Source organism: Shewanella sp. 10N.261.52.F9 (assembly GCF_041471165.1).
Taxonomy (GTDB): Bacteria; Pseudomonadota; Gammaproteobacteria; order Enterobacterales; family Shewanellaceae; genus Shewanella; species Shewanella marinintestina.
The window spans coordinates 102,887-120,097 of the sequence record NZ_JBFRNX010000013.1; the positions used below are offsets into that span (position 1 = coordinate 102,887).

The following is a 17,211-nucleotide window of genomic DNA, read 5'->3' on the forward strand; positions in this document are numbered from 1 at the left end:
AGTAAACACCGTAAAATGCGGGTTAATTAAGCAGGGATTAAAGGTATTCATCTTATGTTCAGCTTAACAAGGCTATAAAAACCTTGATATAACCCTGAAATATTATATGTTTTTATTATTGGCCTACTGTCTGTACCAATCATTTTTATCGTGAACTAATTCAACTCGACAGACTCTATAGGTAACAAGGATGGCGATGCTATTAACGCAAATAAAAGAGATCTGGGAATGAGAAGTCTACTTCTGCTGATAGCCATGATGCTAAGCCTAAGCGGCTGCGCGTTTAACAGCATTTTTATCAATTACCCCTCTCAAATTGCCCCCGTTAAGGCTCAGCTCAATTCTCCTACGCCACAAAATGCCGCCCAAATTGTCGAATCAAAAATAGATGGAGCAGACGGGTTACTCTACGCACAAGAAGCTGGCCGTAGCGCTCAGATAGCCGGTGACTTTGAATCTAGCAAAAAATATTATCAGCAAGCAGCTAACGCTTATCTTGAGTTTGATGACAAAGCAAAAATTAGCTTAAGTGATGCAGGTGCAACCGCAAGTAGCCTGTTTATTAACGACAACGTGATCCCTTATCGCGGCCCAGGCTATGAACGCATTATGCTACATCAGTATCAGGCATTAAATTACCTGTTTGCAGGCGATACTCAAGGAGCATTGGTTGAAGTACGCCGTAGTAATGAACTGCAAAGCCAAGAGCAGCGACGTTACCAAAAATCGAATAAATCCGTACAAGCGATGGCAAATGGCACCATAGATGCCGAGATGAATAAGTTAGGCAAAGCTGCTGGCACCACAACCAGTTCATTCTTAAACGCTTATAGCTACTATACTACAGGCATGTTGCATGAGATTTTAGGTGAGCCCAACGATGCCTTTATCGATTACCGTAAAGCGGCGCAAATTACACCTAATAATCCCTACTTACAAAAAGACTTAGTCAGACTGGCAAAGCAGTTGTCGATGCCGCAATACGATGAATTTAAAAGGCGCTGGGGCGATGCGGTTATGCCAAGTAAAGGTGAAGGCCAAATCATCATAATGCTTGAGCGTGGCTTTGTACCTGAAAAGCAAAGCTTTACAGTGCCATTCACCATAGAAGGCAACTGGCAAACCGCTTCATTAGCAACCTATTACCCTAATAAACAACCTGTACGTCAGGGCCAAATTCAAGGCTTAGGTACCGTTCTTAAAACTGCGCCGATTGCTGATATCGATGCATTGGCAATTACCGCCCTTAAAGAAGAGTTACCCGCCGCCCTTGTGAGGCAAGCCGCCCGTATTTATGCCAAGTCAGAAATGGCGCAAAGCGTCGAAAGTGACACCAAAAGACGCAACAATGATATCGATTACGCTTCTATCGCCATGCAGATTTTTAACGTGGTGACAGAACAAGCCGACAGGCGCAGTTGGCTAACCTTACCAGAACAGGCACAAATAGCCCGTTCATACGTTAAGCCTGGCAGCTATTCACTTATGCTGGACAATAATCCGGCAGACCCCATTGAAGTCAAAAGCGGTCGTACAACCTTAGTCTGGGTAATTGACACTGGTAATTACACCCGTTTTTATTCAATAATCATTTAGCAATCACTTGTATGGAATTAACTATGAAACATTTAAAAGTCGTTTTTATTCTTGCAGCAGTAATCGGTTTATCTGCCTGCCAATCAAAAGTTGAATACGGTGATGCCACAGAAGTGGAAACCGTTAACGAGAACTTCGGTTCTACCGATCTTCAAGCTATAGCGGCTAAGATGGTCGACAGCATGCTGACCTTCCCACCGGTTGTGGCAATGACAGCAAACGATCGCCCTATTATCTTCGTTGATAAAATTAAGAACAAAACCTCTGAACATATCGATACTGAATCTGTAACCGATTCAATCAGCAACAAGTTACTGCGCTCAGGTAAGTTCCGCTTTATTGATATGACCAAGGTTGACTCGGTACGTAAGCAGCTTGATTACCAAAACAACTCAGGCATGGTTGACCCGTCTACAGCGATTAACTTTGGTCGCCAAATTGGTGCTCAATACATGCTATATGGCAACCTATCTAGCATCGTTAAGCAAGATGGCAGTACTAAAGATGTTTACTACAAGATGACTATGCGCTTAATGGACCTAGAAACAGGTTTAATCGAATGGTCTGACGAAAAAGAAATTCGTAAAGTTAAGTCTAAGTCGTTTTTAGGTCTATAACCCAGCAAGCGCTGATTAGACTAAACTCGCCTAGTCAGACGGTTTTAATCGTTAACAAAGCCAGCATTAAGCTGGCTTTTTGCTATACAAAATTAGTCTGGCTGAATACAAAGGAAATAGAGTAACGTATGCGCTTGCTGTAGATCCCCGAATAATGAGAAAAGGATGCTGTTTTGAAGTTGTTGTTTATCGGTTTTACCACTGCCTTATTGTGCGTTGCCACTGCAAGCCATGCCAACACCAATGACGGCAATTTTTTGCGCGACAATAGTGCCTACATTAGCCAGCAAGCAGCTGCACAACGCGCCGCAAGGATAACCGATGTGCACTACCAGCTCGACTTAACCCTAACCGAGCACGACGGCTTTAACGGCGTAACCAAGGTGAGCTTTGACCTCAGTGACAATGACAAAGCCCTGAGCTTAGATCTAAACCAAGCACAGATCCAACGCTTTGTTATCAATGGTAAAAAGGTCTACCCAAATTACAACAACAGCTATATTAAGCTTAACCCTCGACTATTAAATAGTGGCAGCAACACCATTGAAGTCGCCTATAGCCGCGACTACAGCAATAATGGCGAAGGCCTGCATAAATTTGTCGACCCAGTTGATAACAAGGTTTACCTATATTCCCACTTTGAGCCAGCTGCCGCGCAGCAAATGTTTGCGCTATTTGATCAACCCGATCTCAAAGCCACATTTAATTTAACTGTCACCGCCCCTAAAAGCTGGACGGTGATAAGCGCCATGCGAGAAACGGCTATCACCAATGTAGGCAAACAGCGCCGCTGGCAGTTCCCAGAGTCACCCAAACTCAGCCCTTATAACTTTTCAATGCACGCAGGGCCGTATCACCAGTGGCAAGATAACTCTGGTAAGTACCCACTGCGCTTGTTTGCCCGTCAGTCCGTTGCCAAACAAGTTAACCAACAAGACTGGTTTAACTACACCCAAAAAGGACTCAACTTTTTCAACAATTACTTTGGCATCGACTACCCGTTTGCCAAGTATGACCAAGTACTGGTGCCTGACTTCTTGTACGGTGCCATGGAAAACGCCGCCGCAATTACTTACAGCGAAAGTCGTTTTCTCAGCGATAGCGCCATGACCACTGAGCAAAAGCAGCGCCTAGCAGGCGTGATCATGCATGAGATGGCACATCAATGGTTTGGCAATTTAGTCACTATGAAGTGGTGGAACGGGCTGTGGCTCAATGAAAGCTTTGCCTCGTTTATGGCGACTTTGGCCACCAGCGAAACCACCGAATTTTCAGCATGGCGTAGCTTTTACGCTAAAAGCAAACAACATGCCTACGCCCTCGATAGCTCAGCCAGCACTCACCCAATTGAAGTGCCCGTGCCAAGCAGCAAAAATGCTTTCGATAATATCGATGCCATTACTTACTCCAAGGGCGCAGCAACATTAAAGCAGTTAAGTCATTTGCTTGGTGACAAGGTATTTCAACAAGGCGTGCAAAACTATCTCTCTCAATACAGTTACCAAAATGCCGAACTCAGCGACTTTATTGCTAGCCTTGAAAAAACCGCCAAACGTGACTTAAGCCAGTGGAGTCAAGATTGGTTATACAAGGCAGGAGTGAATACCGTTCAAGCTGAGTTTAGCTGCAGTAATGGCCGCATCACTCAATTTAGCCTACAGCAAACGGCACCTAACCCTGAGCAGCCAACGCTGCGTGAACAGAAAGTTCTTGTAGGCTTATTTACTAAAGGCCGTAGACAGCTGCACCACAATATTAGTGTTCCCGTTATTTATAGCGGTGCCAAGACTCACGTTAAGCAGCTTGTTGGTCTGCACTGCCCAGATTTGGTTTACCCTAACTATCAAGACTGGGGCTATGTCAAAGTCAGCCTTGATCCTAAGTCATTTAAGACGGCGCAAACCGAGCTGACAAGAGTGCAAGATCCCTTGCTGCGCTCTATGCTGTGGCAAAGCCTTTGGGACAGTGTAAAAAATGGCAACTTAGCGCTCAATGATTACATGGGCACAGTGCTAATTAACCTGCCGACAGAGCAAGATGAGATTATTTTAAATCAAGTTTTAGCCAGCTTAAGCCAAGCACGGATTTATCTGGATAAGATGAGCCCAAATAATCAACGCTATGCTAAAAAAGCCATCGGCGCGATGGAACAAATGAGCCTAAGAAAGGTGATGGCCAGCAAAGCTAATCGCGATATTCAGCGACGCTGGTTTGCCAGCTATATAGAGTTTGCACGTAGTACCACCGCACTTAACCATATGGATGCGTTACTCAATAGAACCGCACGTATTAACGGCTTAGACATAGACCAAGCATTGCGCTGGAAGATGATTGTGCAGTTAAATCGCCACGACCACCGCAATGCACGTTACTGGCTGAATAAAGAACAAAGTGCTGACAACTCAGATAGCGGTCAGAAAGCTGCGCTAGCGGCCGAGGCTAGCCGCCCTGGAGCCGCTAAAAAACGCCAATGGCTGACGCGTATTCAGCAGCCCACCAATCTGCCTTTTGCCAAAGTGCGCACGGTAATGGAAAACCTCTACCCAAGTGAGCAAAAGCGATTAAGTGCAGCAACCGCAGAGCAGCGGCTGTCGAGTCTAGCCCAGATAGATAGCCAGCAAAGCCCGGTATTTATGCGCAGTTATAGCGCCGCATTAATCCCAACAGATTGCAGTTATGCCAGTATCAGTAACCTTAGCCAAACCTTAGCAGCTGAAAAAGGTTTATCAGTATCGACCCAGCGCGCGCTTAAAGATGCCATACAGCAGGAACGAACCTGCTTACTGATTAAGACCAACATGAAGCATTGATAAAAAATGTTATAGCTGTAAACCTAAACCACACAATATCAGTCGGCATAAGCAATTATGCCGACTGCTGATCCCACCTAAAGCAAAGCTCGCTATCGAACTCAGCCCAATCCGCTTTTTAGCCACTATACTGGATGGGAATACCACTTTTTAAGCGTATTGAGGAGCGATTTATGGGGCCTTTTTCCATTGCGGCTATAGCAATAATTAGCGTATTTTTACTCACGGCATATAAAGAATATAACAAACAAAAAAGCCGCGTCGATGCCGATGAACTAGCAAAGGTAAACGCTGAAATAACTGAGCTTAAACAGCGCATCATTACCCTAGAGCAAATAGTCACAGATAAGTCATATCAGCTTAAAGATGAAATAGACCAGTTATAAAAAAATGCTACCTAGTTACTGAATATTAAGCTAAAAAAAAGCCACCTAATTGGTGGCTTTCATGCAAACGCAAACGCGGCTTAAATAAATAAGTCTTTGATGTTCTTTAAATCGCCCTTGCCTTCAGTAAGCTCTTCAACTGACAAACCAGAGACTTCATGTGGAAACACTAACCACTCATCTGATTCATGAATAAAATAATCAGGCTTTAGCGGTACTGCTGTGTTTTGTGGCTTGTAGTATGGGCAAGCAATACGCACATCTTTTGGCATATTCAAACGCATCAAGTCACTTAAGTTTTCCATCAAAGCATGGATACTACGACCCGAGTCAAATACATCATCAACAATCAATAGACCGTCGCTAGCATTGGCGTTTTCAACAATGTAATGTAAACCGTGAACCTTGATCTGCTTACTTTGCTTATTAATACCGTAATAAGATGAAGTACGTACGGCAATGTGGTCAGTTTCCACTTTTTTGAAATCAAAAAACTCTTGTACTGCGATGCCGATTGGAGCACCACCACGCCAAATACCAACAATAAACTGCGGACGGAAACCGCTTTCATAAACTTGCGCTGCTAAACGAAACGAATCTTCTAGCAATTCTTGTGCGGTAATAAAGCGTTTCTCTGACATCTGACCGTCCCCATCTTGTTATTAATATCTAAATTAGGTCTTACACTCATGGCACTAAAATCTTACCTATTAGTGGCAATGCTGCATTGAATTTATCCACTAAGAATAGATCAAAAAATATAGGCTAAAGAGTATAAAAAGGCAGGTGATGATATCTATTCCAAGATCTGTAATAGGCGCTGATTAATCACTTAAAAGCATTAACCGCTTAACATCTAAACACCCACCGGATTTTGGAGGCGAATTTTATACTAAATCGATAAGTATTGCTGTAAAAAAGCCAAAAACTTACACCAGAATCACTAAAAAAATTGGGCTACCAGCAAAGGTAGCCCAAGATTTATCTTTCACTGACATTATGAGTTAGCAAGTACTAACTTGCAGGTTCAAGCTTATGAGAACCTGCTTTAGTGACCATAGAAAAGTTACGTTCAGTATTTTCAACGAACGCACGAGTATAAATCGTATCAACAAAACGCCAGTCACTACGCACTTCCTCATGCGTGAAGGTCAGCGTCATTAAGCCACGATTCATTAAGTTGGCGTAGGTAAGGTTATCCACTAAACCGACTATCGCTTCCTCGGTTGCTGGAATATCCTTTTCATCAATCCCCAAATAATACTCAAGCCCCGGTGATGATACCGAGCTGGTTGCAAACTCAACCCCTACTGGATCGCCGGCAGCATCAGCTAACACGTTCGCCCAAGCATTATGAGTATCACCCGCTATCACCACGAGGTTTTTAACCTGTGATTTTGCCGTCGCAAGAATCACCTCACGCTCATAGGCGTAACCGTCCCACGCATCTAAGTTATATGGAATAGATGGCAACTGCAGCAGAGCCATCACTTCAGGCGTTAGCTTGTCACCAAAAAAGGCTAAATACTTAAGCTCATCTTCAGTCAAAGTCGGGTCGCCAGCAGCCTGTCTTGCTGCAATCTGCGCCAGCGCAGCTAATTGACCAAACTCTGGAATAGACAACTGTTGAGTCGCAATTGCCGCAGGTAGCATCATTTGCCCCATCAACACTTGCTGACCTAAAACCTGCCAAGTAGCCGTAGATGTTAGCAGCGCGCTTTGCAGCCAAGCTTGCTGCTCTTGCCCAAGCATAGTGCGATTGGTATCTGTCACATCCGCCATAAAACGTGCACTGTCCAAGCCACCTGTCGCAGGATCCATATACTCAGCGTAATCTAATGGCTTATCACGACCAACAAGACGAGTATCCAACATATGTAAATCTAGCAGATCACCATATTGGAACGAACGATAGATCTCCTCATGGTTACCTTCACGCCATGGACGAATTGGCAACCATTCAAAATAAGCTTGCAGCGCCGCCTCTTTACGAGCATCAAAATCACCTTCGCCATCATTATGGTTTTCTGCACCATCACGCCAGCTATCATTCGCCACTTCATGGTCATCCCACACAGTAATAAATGGATTTTTACCATGTAGTTTTTGCAAGCTGATGTCACTGCGATACTGGCCATAGCGAGTACGATAATCCGCAAGGCTGATTAATTCACCTTCAGGCAACACTTCACGTTGCAGTTCGGCTGCGCGTTCACTGGCGTATTCACCGCGGGCATATTCATAAATGTAATCACCAAGATGAATCACTGCATCGAGATCGTCCATTCTTGATGCCATCTCATATACGTTGAAATACCCAGCAGGAAAGTTGGCACAAGATACTACCGCAAACTTAGCTTGCGATAATTCGCCCTGTGGTAAAGTCTTGGTTATTGCTGATTGTGAGGTTTTACTGCCGGCTTTAAAGCGATAGAAATATTGCGTCCCAGCTTCAAGCCCAACAGCATCGACCTTAACGGTATAATCTCTATCACTGTTAGTGATGGTTTCGCCAGTAACGAGCAATTGACTAAAAGCCGCATCGGTTGCCACTTCCCATGACACTTTTATATCACCATCTCGCTCAGGACTAACGCGGGTCCAAATAATCACCGCGTCATGGCTAGGGTCACCACTGGCAAGACCGTGTAAGAATTCGGCATAAATGCCACTGTCGTCATCATCGCTGCTACAGCCCATTAAGCCATACGATACTACTGCAGCGCCTACACCTTTAGCCGACATAGCTAGGAAGTCTCTCCGAGTAAAAGGTCGTTTCATTATTATTATTCCCTTAATTTTCTGTCTAAGTTGCCTTAGTTTTTTCAGTGTTTAGTGGTACGAGGTCTAATCAGATTTAATACTAAAGCACCAGCATTACACGAAGAAGACAATGATGTAAACAGCTTGTTAAAGCTGTAAAAGGTTTACACAACAGCAAAAATTAGTACAAAAAAAATGTGTAAACTTAGTTTTTAAAATCAATTGAGGCATATAGTATGGGCGTTTTTTTATTAAGTTGAATCCAGTGTAATAGGATGAATCGAAGCTAAAAAGTTGTTAGTAAACGGCCTGTAAAAAGGGCGCCCAAAAGGAGTATAAATATGAATCGAGCGATTTTAGTCTTGAGTGTGTTGCTTGCTTTACTCGCAGGCTGTAGTAGCACAGAGCAAACAGTTCTCTATGACGACTTAGAGCAAAAAGGCGATGCTATCTATTATCAAGACGCCCTTTATACTGGAATATTTATACATAAGGACAGTCAGCAAAGAGTAAGAGCTAAAGGGTACCTTAAAGACGGTCTCCTCCAAGGAGAGGTTGTCAGCTATGACATTTATGCCAGAGTAATCAAAACCGAACACTTTAAAGATGGCAAACCCCATGGGCTCTTCACCAAGTTCTATGAAGATGGCAGCATAGAAGAGCAAGGCCAATTTGAAGCGGGCGAAGCGGTCGGCAAATGGCTGCTTTATTATGAAACTGGCGCCCTAGCTCGGGAGTCTTTTCACAAAAATGACCGTCCTGAAGGACAGTGGACATACTTTAATGAAGATGGAACGATTAAAGAAACACGCGTCTATAAAAACGGTCAATGGATAGAATAAAGCCCGCTTTGACGTTAGCGCCTAATACGTAAGGTGCAAATAACCGGAGCGTGATCGCTACTTTGGCTATCGCGCTCAAAGCTTGGATTCACTAGATGCCTATCTTCGGTGTGATAATCACAAACCTCGGCAACGCTATTATCAAAACTTGGATCAAAGTCTGCTGAAAGTAATATGTAATCCAGTACATTACCTTGCGCGCCGTAGTAATGAGTCGGCGCCCGCGATGCCCTTGCTTTAGCAAGCATTCGCTCTTCTTCCACGGCAATTTCATCAGCGCTTGCATCGCTAGCCTTATCGCCAAATAAGTCCTGCAAACCTTGTTGAAACAGCTTATACCCATCGGTTAATGGGTAATTTGCTAACTCACCTAGACCCTCTTTTTCAAAACGCAGCTCACGGTTAGTTAACGGCGATAATACCGAGCTAGTCAGCTCTTCATTAAAGTCACCCATTAATACCATAGGCTGGTTGGTCTCAATCCGTCTTTGCAGCATGGCATGCAGCAGCAACACAGCTTCACTGCCGCGCTGAATACTCGACGCCCATTGGCCGAGACTGTTACGCCCTAATAGCTCACCGAAGTTAACTAAAGGCGCCGCTGTCGCAGACCCTTTTTGCTGTACAAACTTGGGCGGAGGCAATTCATCCAGATGCGGCCGTTTAGATTTAAAGTGCACCACGTAGATATCGCAAAGGCCTATTTGCGGCAACTGCACCGTGACCCGCAGTGGTTTGCGGCTAAATGCAAAGTTAGCATTAAGACCGAGCCCATAAATGTACTCAGGCTCAGCTTCAATCGCGGTAACTTCAGTGAAAGGATATTTTGAGGCAAGAGCAACTACCGGATCGCGACAGATATAATCGTCAATCACAGTTGGCTCACCCACAGTGGCAAAGTGCACATAGCCAGCAGCATGCATCTGTTCAGCGAGTGCCTGCGCAGAAAACACCTCTTGCAAGCCTATGATATCCGGCTGATGCTGCGCTAAAAAATCCGCCAACCAGGTTTGCTTTTTTTGCCACTGCTCTGCGCTATAGATATTTTCAAAATCATAATAGGCTAATGGCGGCTCAATGTAATTAAACAGGTTAAAGCTCGCCAGTTTGACTCTATTGGTTTTAGCGTCTGTATTCGAATTTGCCATGTCAGCCATTACTACCTTTTAACTACCTTTCACATATGGATGCCTAAGCGGGCGCTTTAGTTATAAAAGCAAGCTATGCAGCGCCTTTATTACCTTTTAGTTTGATAAATAATTGCATCAATAACACAGCTAATGCGCCAGCAATCACGCCAAAAATCGCATTCAAAATACTCGGCGTGATAAATGCCACTACGGGGCCGACAAAATCAAACGCCTCAACCCAAGCGGCAGCTGCGCTAATCTTATCGCCAATCCAATGCCAGCCGTGAGTTAAAATGCCGCCGCCGACCATAAACATGGCAATAGTGCCCACCACCGACAACGTCTTCATTAAATAAGGCGCTGAGTTTAATAGCATCATGCCAAAGCGGCGCTTAAATCGCGCCCACAGAGTTTCACCTGGGCGCTGACTCAAATACAGTCCAGCATCATCAAGTTTCACAATGCCAGCCACCAAACCATACACGCCAATGGTCATCACAATCGCGATAACACTTAAAGTAAAAAACTGGGTACTTAGGCTCTTGTCAGCCACAATGCCTAACGTAATAGCAATGATCTCAGCCGATAATACAAAGTCAGTGCGAATAGCGCCTTTGACTTTGTTTTTCTCGTACTCTTTAAGGTCGGTAATCGGCTCTTCACTTACCTCAGCACCCGCTTGCGAATGCTTTTTCGCTGAATAGCTATGATAGATCTTTTCAAAGCCCTCATAGCATAAGAACAAACCGCCAAACATCAGCAGCGGCGTTACCGCCCACGGGATAAAGGCGCTGATGAGCATAGCCGCTGGCACCAAAATGCATTTATTCTTAAAGGAGCCCACAGCAACAGCCCATACCACTGGCAACTCTCTATCGGCACTCACACCCGTGACTTGTTGGGCATTTAAGGCTAAATCGTCTCCTAACACGCCCGCTGTTTTGCGGGCTGCTATTTTACTCATTGCGGCGACATCATCTAAAATCGTCGCGATATCATCTAACAAGGTTAATAAACTGGCCCCTGCCATATCGACTCCTTTATCGCTTAAAGGCGCTTAATACTGCTTGCTATAGCAACTTGCCATAACTGCTCACTATTACCGCGCCGAAAATCCATCTCACAACACCATTAAAAACGGTATATCTGAAAAAGTACCGCACTTATGCTAAATAATCTAATGACAATATAATGTTAGCCGCTTCAAATCCTTTGTCTTCATATTTGCTAGATAAAACTTTTACCTAACCCAAAGCAAAATTCAGCCCCGCTAAGCTGGTTAAGCGAGTATACTGTCGCCAATATTTTTAACCTTGCCTATTACTTTATCTTTAACTTCTATCTTAAATAAGGGATTTCATAATGACTCAAGATGAAATGAAAAAAGCTGCCGGTTGGGCTGCATTGCAGTACGTAGAAGAGAACAGCATTGTTGGTGTAGGAACTGGCTCAACGGTTAATCACTTTATTGATGCGCTAGCAACAATGAAGTTCGATATCCAAGGCGCAGTATCAAGCTCTGAAGCATCAACAGAAAAAATGAAAGCGCTAGGTATTCAAGTTTTCGATTTAAACAGTGTTAATGAGTTATCTGTTTATGTTGATGGCGCCGATGAAATCAACAGCCAAATGGACATGATTAAGGGTGGCGGAGCCGCGCTAACTCGCGAAAAAATCGTTGCCGCTGTCGCTGAAAAATTTGTTTGTATCGTTGATAACACTAAGCAAGTGGATATTCTGGGTGAGTTCCCACTGCCAATCGAAGTGATCCCAATGGCACGATCATACGTGGCACGCCAAATTGTTAAACTTGGCGGCGACCCCGTTTACCGTGAAGGTTGTGTTACCGATAACGGCAACATCATTCTTGACGTGTACAACATGCAGATCATGAAGCCAAAAGAACTTGAAGAGCAGATTGACGGTATTGTTGGTGTTGTGACTAACGGTCTATTTGCTAAGCGCGGCGCAGACGTACTATTAGTCGGTACACCAGAAGGCGTCAAAACCGTTACTTTTTAATGGTTAACAGTTCGCGATAACAGCTACGCCGAAATAGCAAAAAGCCACTCATCGAGTGGCTTTTTTCATTTTGAAATAGACACAACTAGTCACTAAGCGTGACGCTTGCTGCGGTACTTATTTCTTAACGCGGGTAATGCCTCTAACGAGCAAAGCAGTAATCCAGTCCAAATCAATGCAAAGCTCACCGCTTTAACTTGGTCAAAGTGTTCGTTAAACACTAATACCGCCAACAAGAACTGCAAGCTAGGCTCAACATATTGCATTAAGCCTATCATCGACAAACTAGTAGCACGAATAGCTAGGGCAAAGAACACTAACGGCATCAAGGTCACTGGCGCAGAGCCGATATACAGCCACAGCATAGTCGCATCACCGGCTAATGCAGATGAAATTACCACACTTTGGTCAGAGCCCCACAGCCACAATAAATACAGCGCAGCAAAAGGAATAAGCAGCAACGCTTCAACGGTCACAGAGGTTAGCGAGTCAAAACGAATAAACTTTTTACACAGGCCATAAAGCGCGAAAAAGCTGCCCATACTCAGTGCCAGCCACGGCAACTCTCCATAGCTATAGACCATATAACTGATCCCGCAGACGCCCAAGATCACCGCCATCTTTTGCGCAGCAGACAGCTTATCGCCCAAAAACAGCACACCTAAACCAATAGCGAACAACGGATTAATGAAAAAGCCCAAGCTTGCAGCCAATACTTGGCCGTGGGTCATCGCCCAAGTAAAGCTATACCAAGACACGCACATGATAAGCGATGCCAAACCGCACAAGAGTACCGACTTTTTATCGGCTTTTAGCATCGCCAGCGACGGCATTTTGCGGCCCAACAGCACAAATACTAATGCCATAAACGGCACTGAAAACAAAATCCTAAACGCCAGTAATTCGTTAATATCCGCATTAGGCAGAAATTGATAATACAGCGGCATTAAGCCCCATAATAAAAACGAAAACGCAGCAAGCGCATTGCCTTTAAATGAGGAGGCAGCATGAGTAGCAGTAGAGGGTTGCATAGAAAGTTTACAAGGCTAGAGACAAAATTAGAGTGCGCTATTGTCGCATTTGAATGGCAATAAAAGCGTGACTTACATCACTCTATTTAGCGCAATTAACTCAAAACCGACATATGTCATTCCAACACTTTATTGTTAGCCTGTTGACAACAATGATAGGTTAATAAAGCTCATACTAAACCACTCACTAAGGCTCTTGCCAACAGAGCTACACGGAAGATTAGAGTTCAAAAAATCACTAAAAGGAGTAAACAGTGAAGCAGATGATTAGCAGTGCGATTGTCGCGCTAACAGTACTTATATCAGCCCAGGCGTCAGGCCACACATTTGAGGGTAACTGGTATTTTGTAAAAGGCGAATACAAGAAGCCTGATGGCACTATTTTAAAAGCCGACAACAGCAGCCTAGTGGCAGTTAAATCAATTAAGGGCGATATATTCTCGCTAACCAACACCGAAGATGGCGTGTTTCTAGGTTACCTAGCAGGTGACTTTTTAGTAGATGGCGACAACTACACTGAAGCGGTAAAAACCGGCACTCGCGCCAAGCATCACGGTAAAAACTACCATTTCAAAGGCTGGCTAGAAACCAGTGAAGAAAACGGCAAAACCGTCACCTATTGGCACCATGAAGGCGAAGTAGAAGGTATTAAAGAATACGAAGTGTGGCGCAAGCTGCTCTAGCCTATCCGCCGCGAGAGACAATCTGTTTTATCAGAGCAAGCTAAACCCATTAGCTTGCTCTATTAGATGGTTAACTCAGCTTGCTGTTGACTTACCTTGCCGTTAAGCAGTCTTACTATTTAGAAGCTGTTGCGATTCAAGCCACCCCATAGCCACTAACGCCGCCAACGAGCATACCGCTTCATCATTCATATCAACAAATTCAAGCTGTTCAATTTCCGCATCAGGCTGTAACTCCCCGCTAAAGTCAGCAAAGTAGCAGGTCAATTTAACCGACACACCCTCAGCCTTACCATCCGCCTGCGCAGTAAAAGTATTCATATACTTAATGCTACTTAGATCAAGATCGACTGACAGCTCCTCTTTAATCTCACGCACCAATGCCTGTTCATCACTCTCACCCGCCTCACGCTTACCACCCGGCAGATAGAACAACGCTTTACCTTTAGAACGCACCGCCAACAACTTGCCATCTCGAATCAACACCCAAGCAAGCTTATCAATCACTTTCATTATCATTTACCTTAGAACTAAAATATTGCATTAACGCTTCAATCAGCCGAAGCGTCAGCGGTCGGCTGCATTGACTTGTTATGCAATGATGCATTCATTTCTTCGTGAGCTTTCTCTCTACCTAGCCGAAGTTTATTAATCTTATTTTGCTCATTTAGCATGTACTCGACAATATCCCAACTTGATATGTGATTTTTAGGTATGCTGTACTTCTTTCTAAGTTTTTGAGTAATTTCAGCAGCTTTAAGCCCAAGAGTTGAGTATTGATACTGTCGCTCTTCAAAACCCTCGGAAAAATCTGGAGGACATGCTGCATACTCAAATTTACTCGATATAAAGCTATTCGCTTCCTTTACTAAACTTGGAAAGTAGAGTATTTCGTACATCAACTGCGGTGAGAAGGATTTCCAATTTACATCTTTTAACTCTACATCCAGCTCTGGAGTTTTCACTTGTACACGATGGTATCCATCCTCATCTGGTTGCCCACGATATAGCCCATCATCTCCAACTACAGCAGCACAACCATCCATAAAAGATTCAAAGATGCAGATCATTCTTATTGCGAGGTACTCTGCTTCCTTCTTACGAGTTTGCCGAGCTGTGAATATATCTTTAAAGAAATTCAGAAAGAAGCCTAAGACAACACCAATTAGGCCGATAACTATCTTCTCATCCATCTATAACTCCTAACGAGGAAGTGCTCCATAACGTCTTATTAGACAGCTGCACCGATAACATTGTTATCGGTGCAGCATTTTTAAATTTAATCTTTGCGTCTCGATAAAACGCTTAGCATCAATATAAACTATTGTTTTAACAGGTAGTAGTAAAACTAATAGAGGATATTTGAAACACGGCAGATTACTAGAATATTAGTAATTGCTTTATTTATTTAGCTACCAAGGGGTGAAGTTTATAACCCAACGTGCAGAAAACACCGATTCCCCATCGAAGTTGCCGAAGTACGTTGGAATCAATTTCGTGAGTCCAGACATGGATGTCTGGCTAGCTTTCGCGGGGCAGGATGCCCCATCGGAAGCGTTAGAAATTTATCCATAAGTATGAGGATCAACAACTTCGTCTGGGGCGCTGAGGGTTTGTTAAGGGGAACAAGCGCTTTCCCCCTTGACTCGGGTGTGGGCGAAGCGCCACGACTTTAGTTGTTAGACGCAGTCTAACTTAATCACTTTCATCAAACGAAGTTTGATTGCTAAAGCCCAAGCGCCAGCTTGATTACCTAATCGCTAATCAGCGACTATCTCCCATAATCACTAATCCGTGATTACATAAAGGCCAACAACGGTGAAATACACAACAAAACACCCGTCACAATAATCAAGTTAGTCGCCCAACCTTTGTACTTGTTCAAGTGCGGTACCTTGTACACCAAATAAGCTGGGATCAAACAACCCACCAAACCAAATATTGGGCTACAAACCGAAGTGAACGACAGGATTGGCGCATTTAACGCAATCGCCGACCACGCCAGTAAGATAATGAATACAGTGATGAGTTTATTCACTAACTCTTTGTTGATATCTGACTCTTTACGGCTACGCAGCAAGATGTTCATTGCAATACCACGACACGCTTCTTGGAAGGCTAAGAACACGCCGAAGAAAGAAGTCACTACCGCAAAGATGTTGATCACGATACCGGTAATGGTCGCCCAGCTACCTGGGAAGTACTGTGCAATAATCGCTAAGGCCGAGATATTTTGATTCATCGCCTCAGTTGCTTGGGTTTGGCTAATGGCAAAGGTAAACGATATTGCAAAGAAGAACACCACCACAAACAGAATAGCAAAGGCAATTTTCATTGCTCGCTCAGCCTTGAAACGTGCTACTTCAATCGATTTTTCATGTGAGCGATATGAGATCACCATTGGGCTTAACGACTGGATAAACAGAATCGAGGTTAAGGTAAATGGCAGGGTAATAATGGCATTTTTCAGCATAGGGCCAAACTCACCCATGCTTGGAATATTGGCCATATCCCAACGTGCCATCAGTAATATGCCCATTACCGCGACTAATGTCAGTACTGTTACCGCCATAAAACCTGACAGCTTAAACAGCAACTTCTCACCTTTTGAGCCAATAAAAGCGAGCACACAGATTAGGCCTAAACCATAGAACACATTGTCACTAAGCTTGCCTTCAGTCACCCCAAATGAATGCAGGTAAGAGGCACTGTCATTAGTTACCGCTAACGAGTAAACCAGCACCCAAATAACCAACATCAAGAAGTACAGCACACCGAGTGCGATGCCCCAGTTTTTACCAAGATAGTTTTCAATTACGCCAGGGTAATCGGTACACTTTTTTGATTCAGCGAGTGTATTGATAAATAGCTTTTGGAAGAGATACATGGCTGGGTAACCGATGATGGATGACAGTAAAAAAACCCATAATCCCATTACGCCAACTTGAACAGGCAAAAATACAATACCGGCACCGATAGCCATACCAATACTCATTACAATCCAGCCAAGGTCGACACTGTCAAACTTGGTCGCTTGTTGCCATTCAGCTTTGGTCATATTGGCGCGTTCGTGTAAGGGTTGCGCTTGTAGGTCAGCACTTGGTGCACCTTGGACTATTTCACTCATATATCAATTCCATTAAATTTGGCTAAAGCCACTGATATGATAAAAATTATAATTATATTTGTGCCTATGAGAACACATGGTTTTATAGCGTTTGCTTGGCCTGAGCATACTCAAGGATGGAGAGAATTTTTTTATTTAAAATGCCATCAATCTGCGTAAATTTAGCAAAACATGCTCTCAATTAAGTGAATTTTTCAGATGATT

The 17,211-nt window shown here is 43.9% G+C and carries 15 protein-coding genes; 7 read left to right on the top strand and 8 right to left on the bottom strand.

The genetic code is table 11. The features are described from left to right. The first annotated feature begins 228 nt into the window (after window positions 1-228). The 4 genes from AB4298_RS09540 (at window position 229) to AB4298_RS09555 (ending at window position 5,409) form a co-directional block, all read left to right on the top strand. A complete protein-coding gene (locus AB4298_RS09540; protein WP_248997751.1) occupies window positions 229-1,596 on the top strand; it encodes a COG3014 family protein in 1,368 nt (455 codons plus the stop codon). Between the two features lie 23 nt (window positions 1,597-1,619). Beyond that, on the top strand, window positions 1,620-2,213 hold the full coding sequence (gene lpoB / locus AB4298_RS09545) for a penicillin-binding protein activator LpoB (RefSeq protein WP_174208590.1): 594 nt from the start codon (window positions 1,620-1,622) through the stop codon (window positions 2,211-2,213). Window positions 2,214-2,386: 173 nt separating this feature from the next. Then, window positions 2,387-5,023: an aminopeptidase N gene (gene pepN / locus AB4298_RS09550; RefSeq protein ID WP_371986477.1), complete on the top strand. Its 2,637-nt coding sequence runs from the start codon at window positions 2,387-2,389 to the stop codon at window positions 5,021-5,023. 173 nt (window positions 5,024-5,196) lie between these two features. Then, complete coding sequence (locus tag AB4298_RS09555; protein ID WP_248997752.1) at window positions 5,197-5,409, top strand: hypothetical protein; 213 nt, start codon at window positions 5,197-5,199, stop codon at window positions 5,407-5,409. An 80-nt stretch (window positions 5,410-5,489) separates the two neighbouring features. Here the strand turns inward: AB4298_RS09555 and AB4298_RS09560 are convergent, their stop codons facing one another. Together AB4298_RS09560 and AB4298_RS09565 are read right to left on the bottom strand one after the other, a co-directional pair. Beyond that, window positions 5,490-6,050 (bottom strand): phosphoribosyltransferase, encoded by a 561-nt coding sequence (locus tag AB4298_RS09560; RefSeq protein WP_248997753.1) that lies wholly within the window; start codon window positions 6,048-6,050, stop codon window positions 5,490-5,492. Window positions 6,051-6,423: 373 nt separating this feature from the next. Then, window positions 6,424-8,190 (bottom strand): alkaline phosphatase D family protein, encoded by a 1,767-nt coding sequence (locus AB4298_RS09565; RefSeq protein ID WP_371986478.1) that lies wholly within the window; start codon window positions 8,188-8,190, stop codon window positions 6,424-6,426. Between the two features lie 323 nt (window positions 8,191-8,513). Between AB4298_RS09565 and AB4298_RS09570 the strand changes: the two genes are divergently transcribed. Then, on the top strand, window positions 8,514-9,014 hold the full coding sequence (locus tag AB4298_RS09570) for a toxin-antitoxin system YwqK family antitoxin (protein ID WP_371986479.1): 501 nt from the start codon (window positions 8,514-8,516) through the stop codon (window positions 9,012-9,014). Between the two features lie 14 nt (window positions 9,015-9,028). Here the strand turns inward: AB4298_RS09570 and AB4298_RS09575 are convergent, their stop codons facing one another. Beyond that, complete coding sequence (locus AB4298_RS09575; protein ID WP_371986481.1) at window positions 9,029-10,162, bottom strand: endonuclease/exonuclease/phosphatase family protein; 1,134 nt, start codon at window positions 10,160-10,162, stop codon at window positions 9,029-9,031. Window positions 10,163-10,235: 73 nt separating this feature from the next. After that, window positions 10,236-11,174: a DUF808 domain-containing protein gene (locus tag AB4298_RS09580; RefSeq protein WP_371986483.1), complete on the bottom strand. Its 939-nt coding sequence runs from the start codon at window positions 11,172-11,174 to the stop codon at window positions 10,236-10,238. Between the two features lie 332 nt (window positions 11,175-11,506). Here AB4298_RS09580 and rpiA point away from each other — a divergent pair, with 332 nt between their 5' ends. Beyond that, window positions 11,507-12,166, top strand: a complete 660-nt coding sequence (gene rpiA / locus AB4298_RS09585) for a ribose-5-phosphate isomerase RpiA (RefSeq protein WP_248997758.1) — start codon at window positions 11,507-11,509, stop codon at window positions 12,164-12,166. 92 nt (window positions 12,167-12,258) lie between these two features. Here the strand turns inward: rpiA and rarD are convergent, their stop codons facing one another. Then, complete coding sequence (rarD, locus tag AB4298_RS09590; protein ID WP_371986485.1) at window positions 12,259-13,197, bottom strand: EamA family transporter RarD; 939 nt, start codon at window positions 13,195-13,197, stop codon at window positions 12,259-12,261. Between the two features lie 263 nt (window positions 13,198-13,460). On the opposite strand from rarD, the gene AB4298_RS09595 reads away from it, so the two are divergent. Then, complete coding sequence (locus AB4298_RS09595) at window positions 13,461-13,880, top strand: hypothetical protein (RefSeq protein ID WP_371986745.1); 420 nt, start codon at window positions 13,461-13,463, stop codon at window positions 13,878-13,880. A 102-nt stretch (window positions 13,881-13,982) separates the two neighbouring features. Here the strand turns inward: AB4298_RS09595 and AB4298_RS09600 are convergent, their stop codons facing one another. The 3 genes from AB4298_RS09600 to AB4298_RS09610 form a co-directional block, all read right to left on the bottom strand. Next, entirely contained in the window at window positions 13,983-14,393 is a 411-nt protein-coding gene (locus tag AB4298_RS09600; protein WP_371986486.1) for an NUDIX hydrolase, read from the bottom strand. Window positions 14,394-14,431: 38 nt separating this feature from the next. Next, entirely contained in the window at window positions 14,432-15,073 is a 642-nt protein-coding gene (locus tag AB4298_RS09605) for a hypothetical protein (RefSeq protein ID WP_371986487.1), read from the bottom strand. 605 nt (window positions 15,074-15,678) lie between these two features. Further along, on the bottom strand, window positions 15,679-16,938 hold the full coding sequence (locus AB4298_RS09610; protein WP_248997794.1) for an SLC5/6 family protein: 1,260 nt from the start codon (window positions 16,936-16,938) through the stop codon (window positions 15,679-15,681). Between the last annotated feature and the right edge of the window lie 273 nt (window positions 16,939-17,211).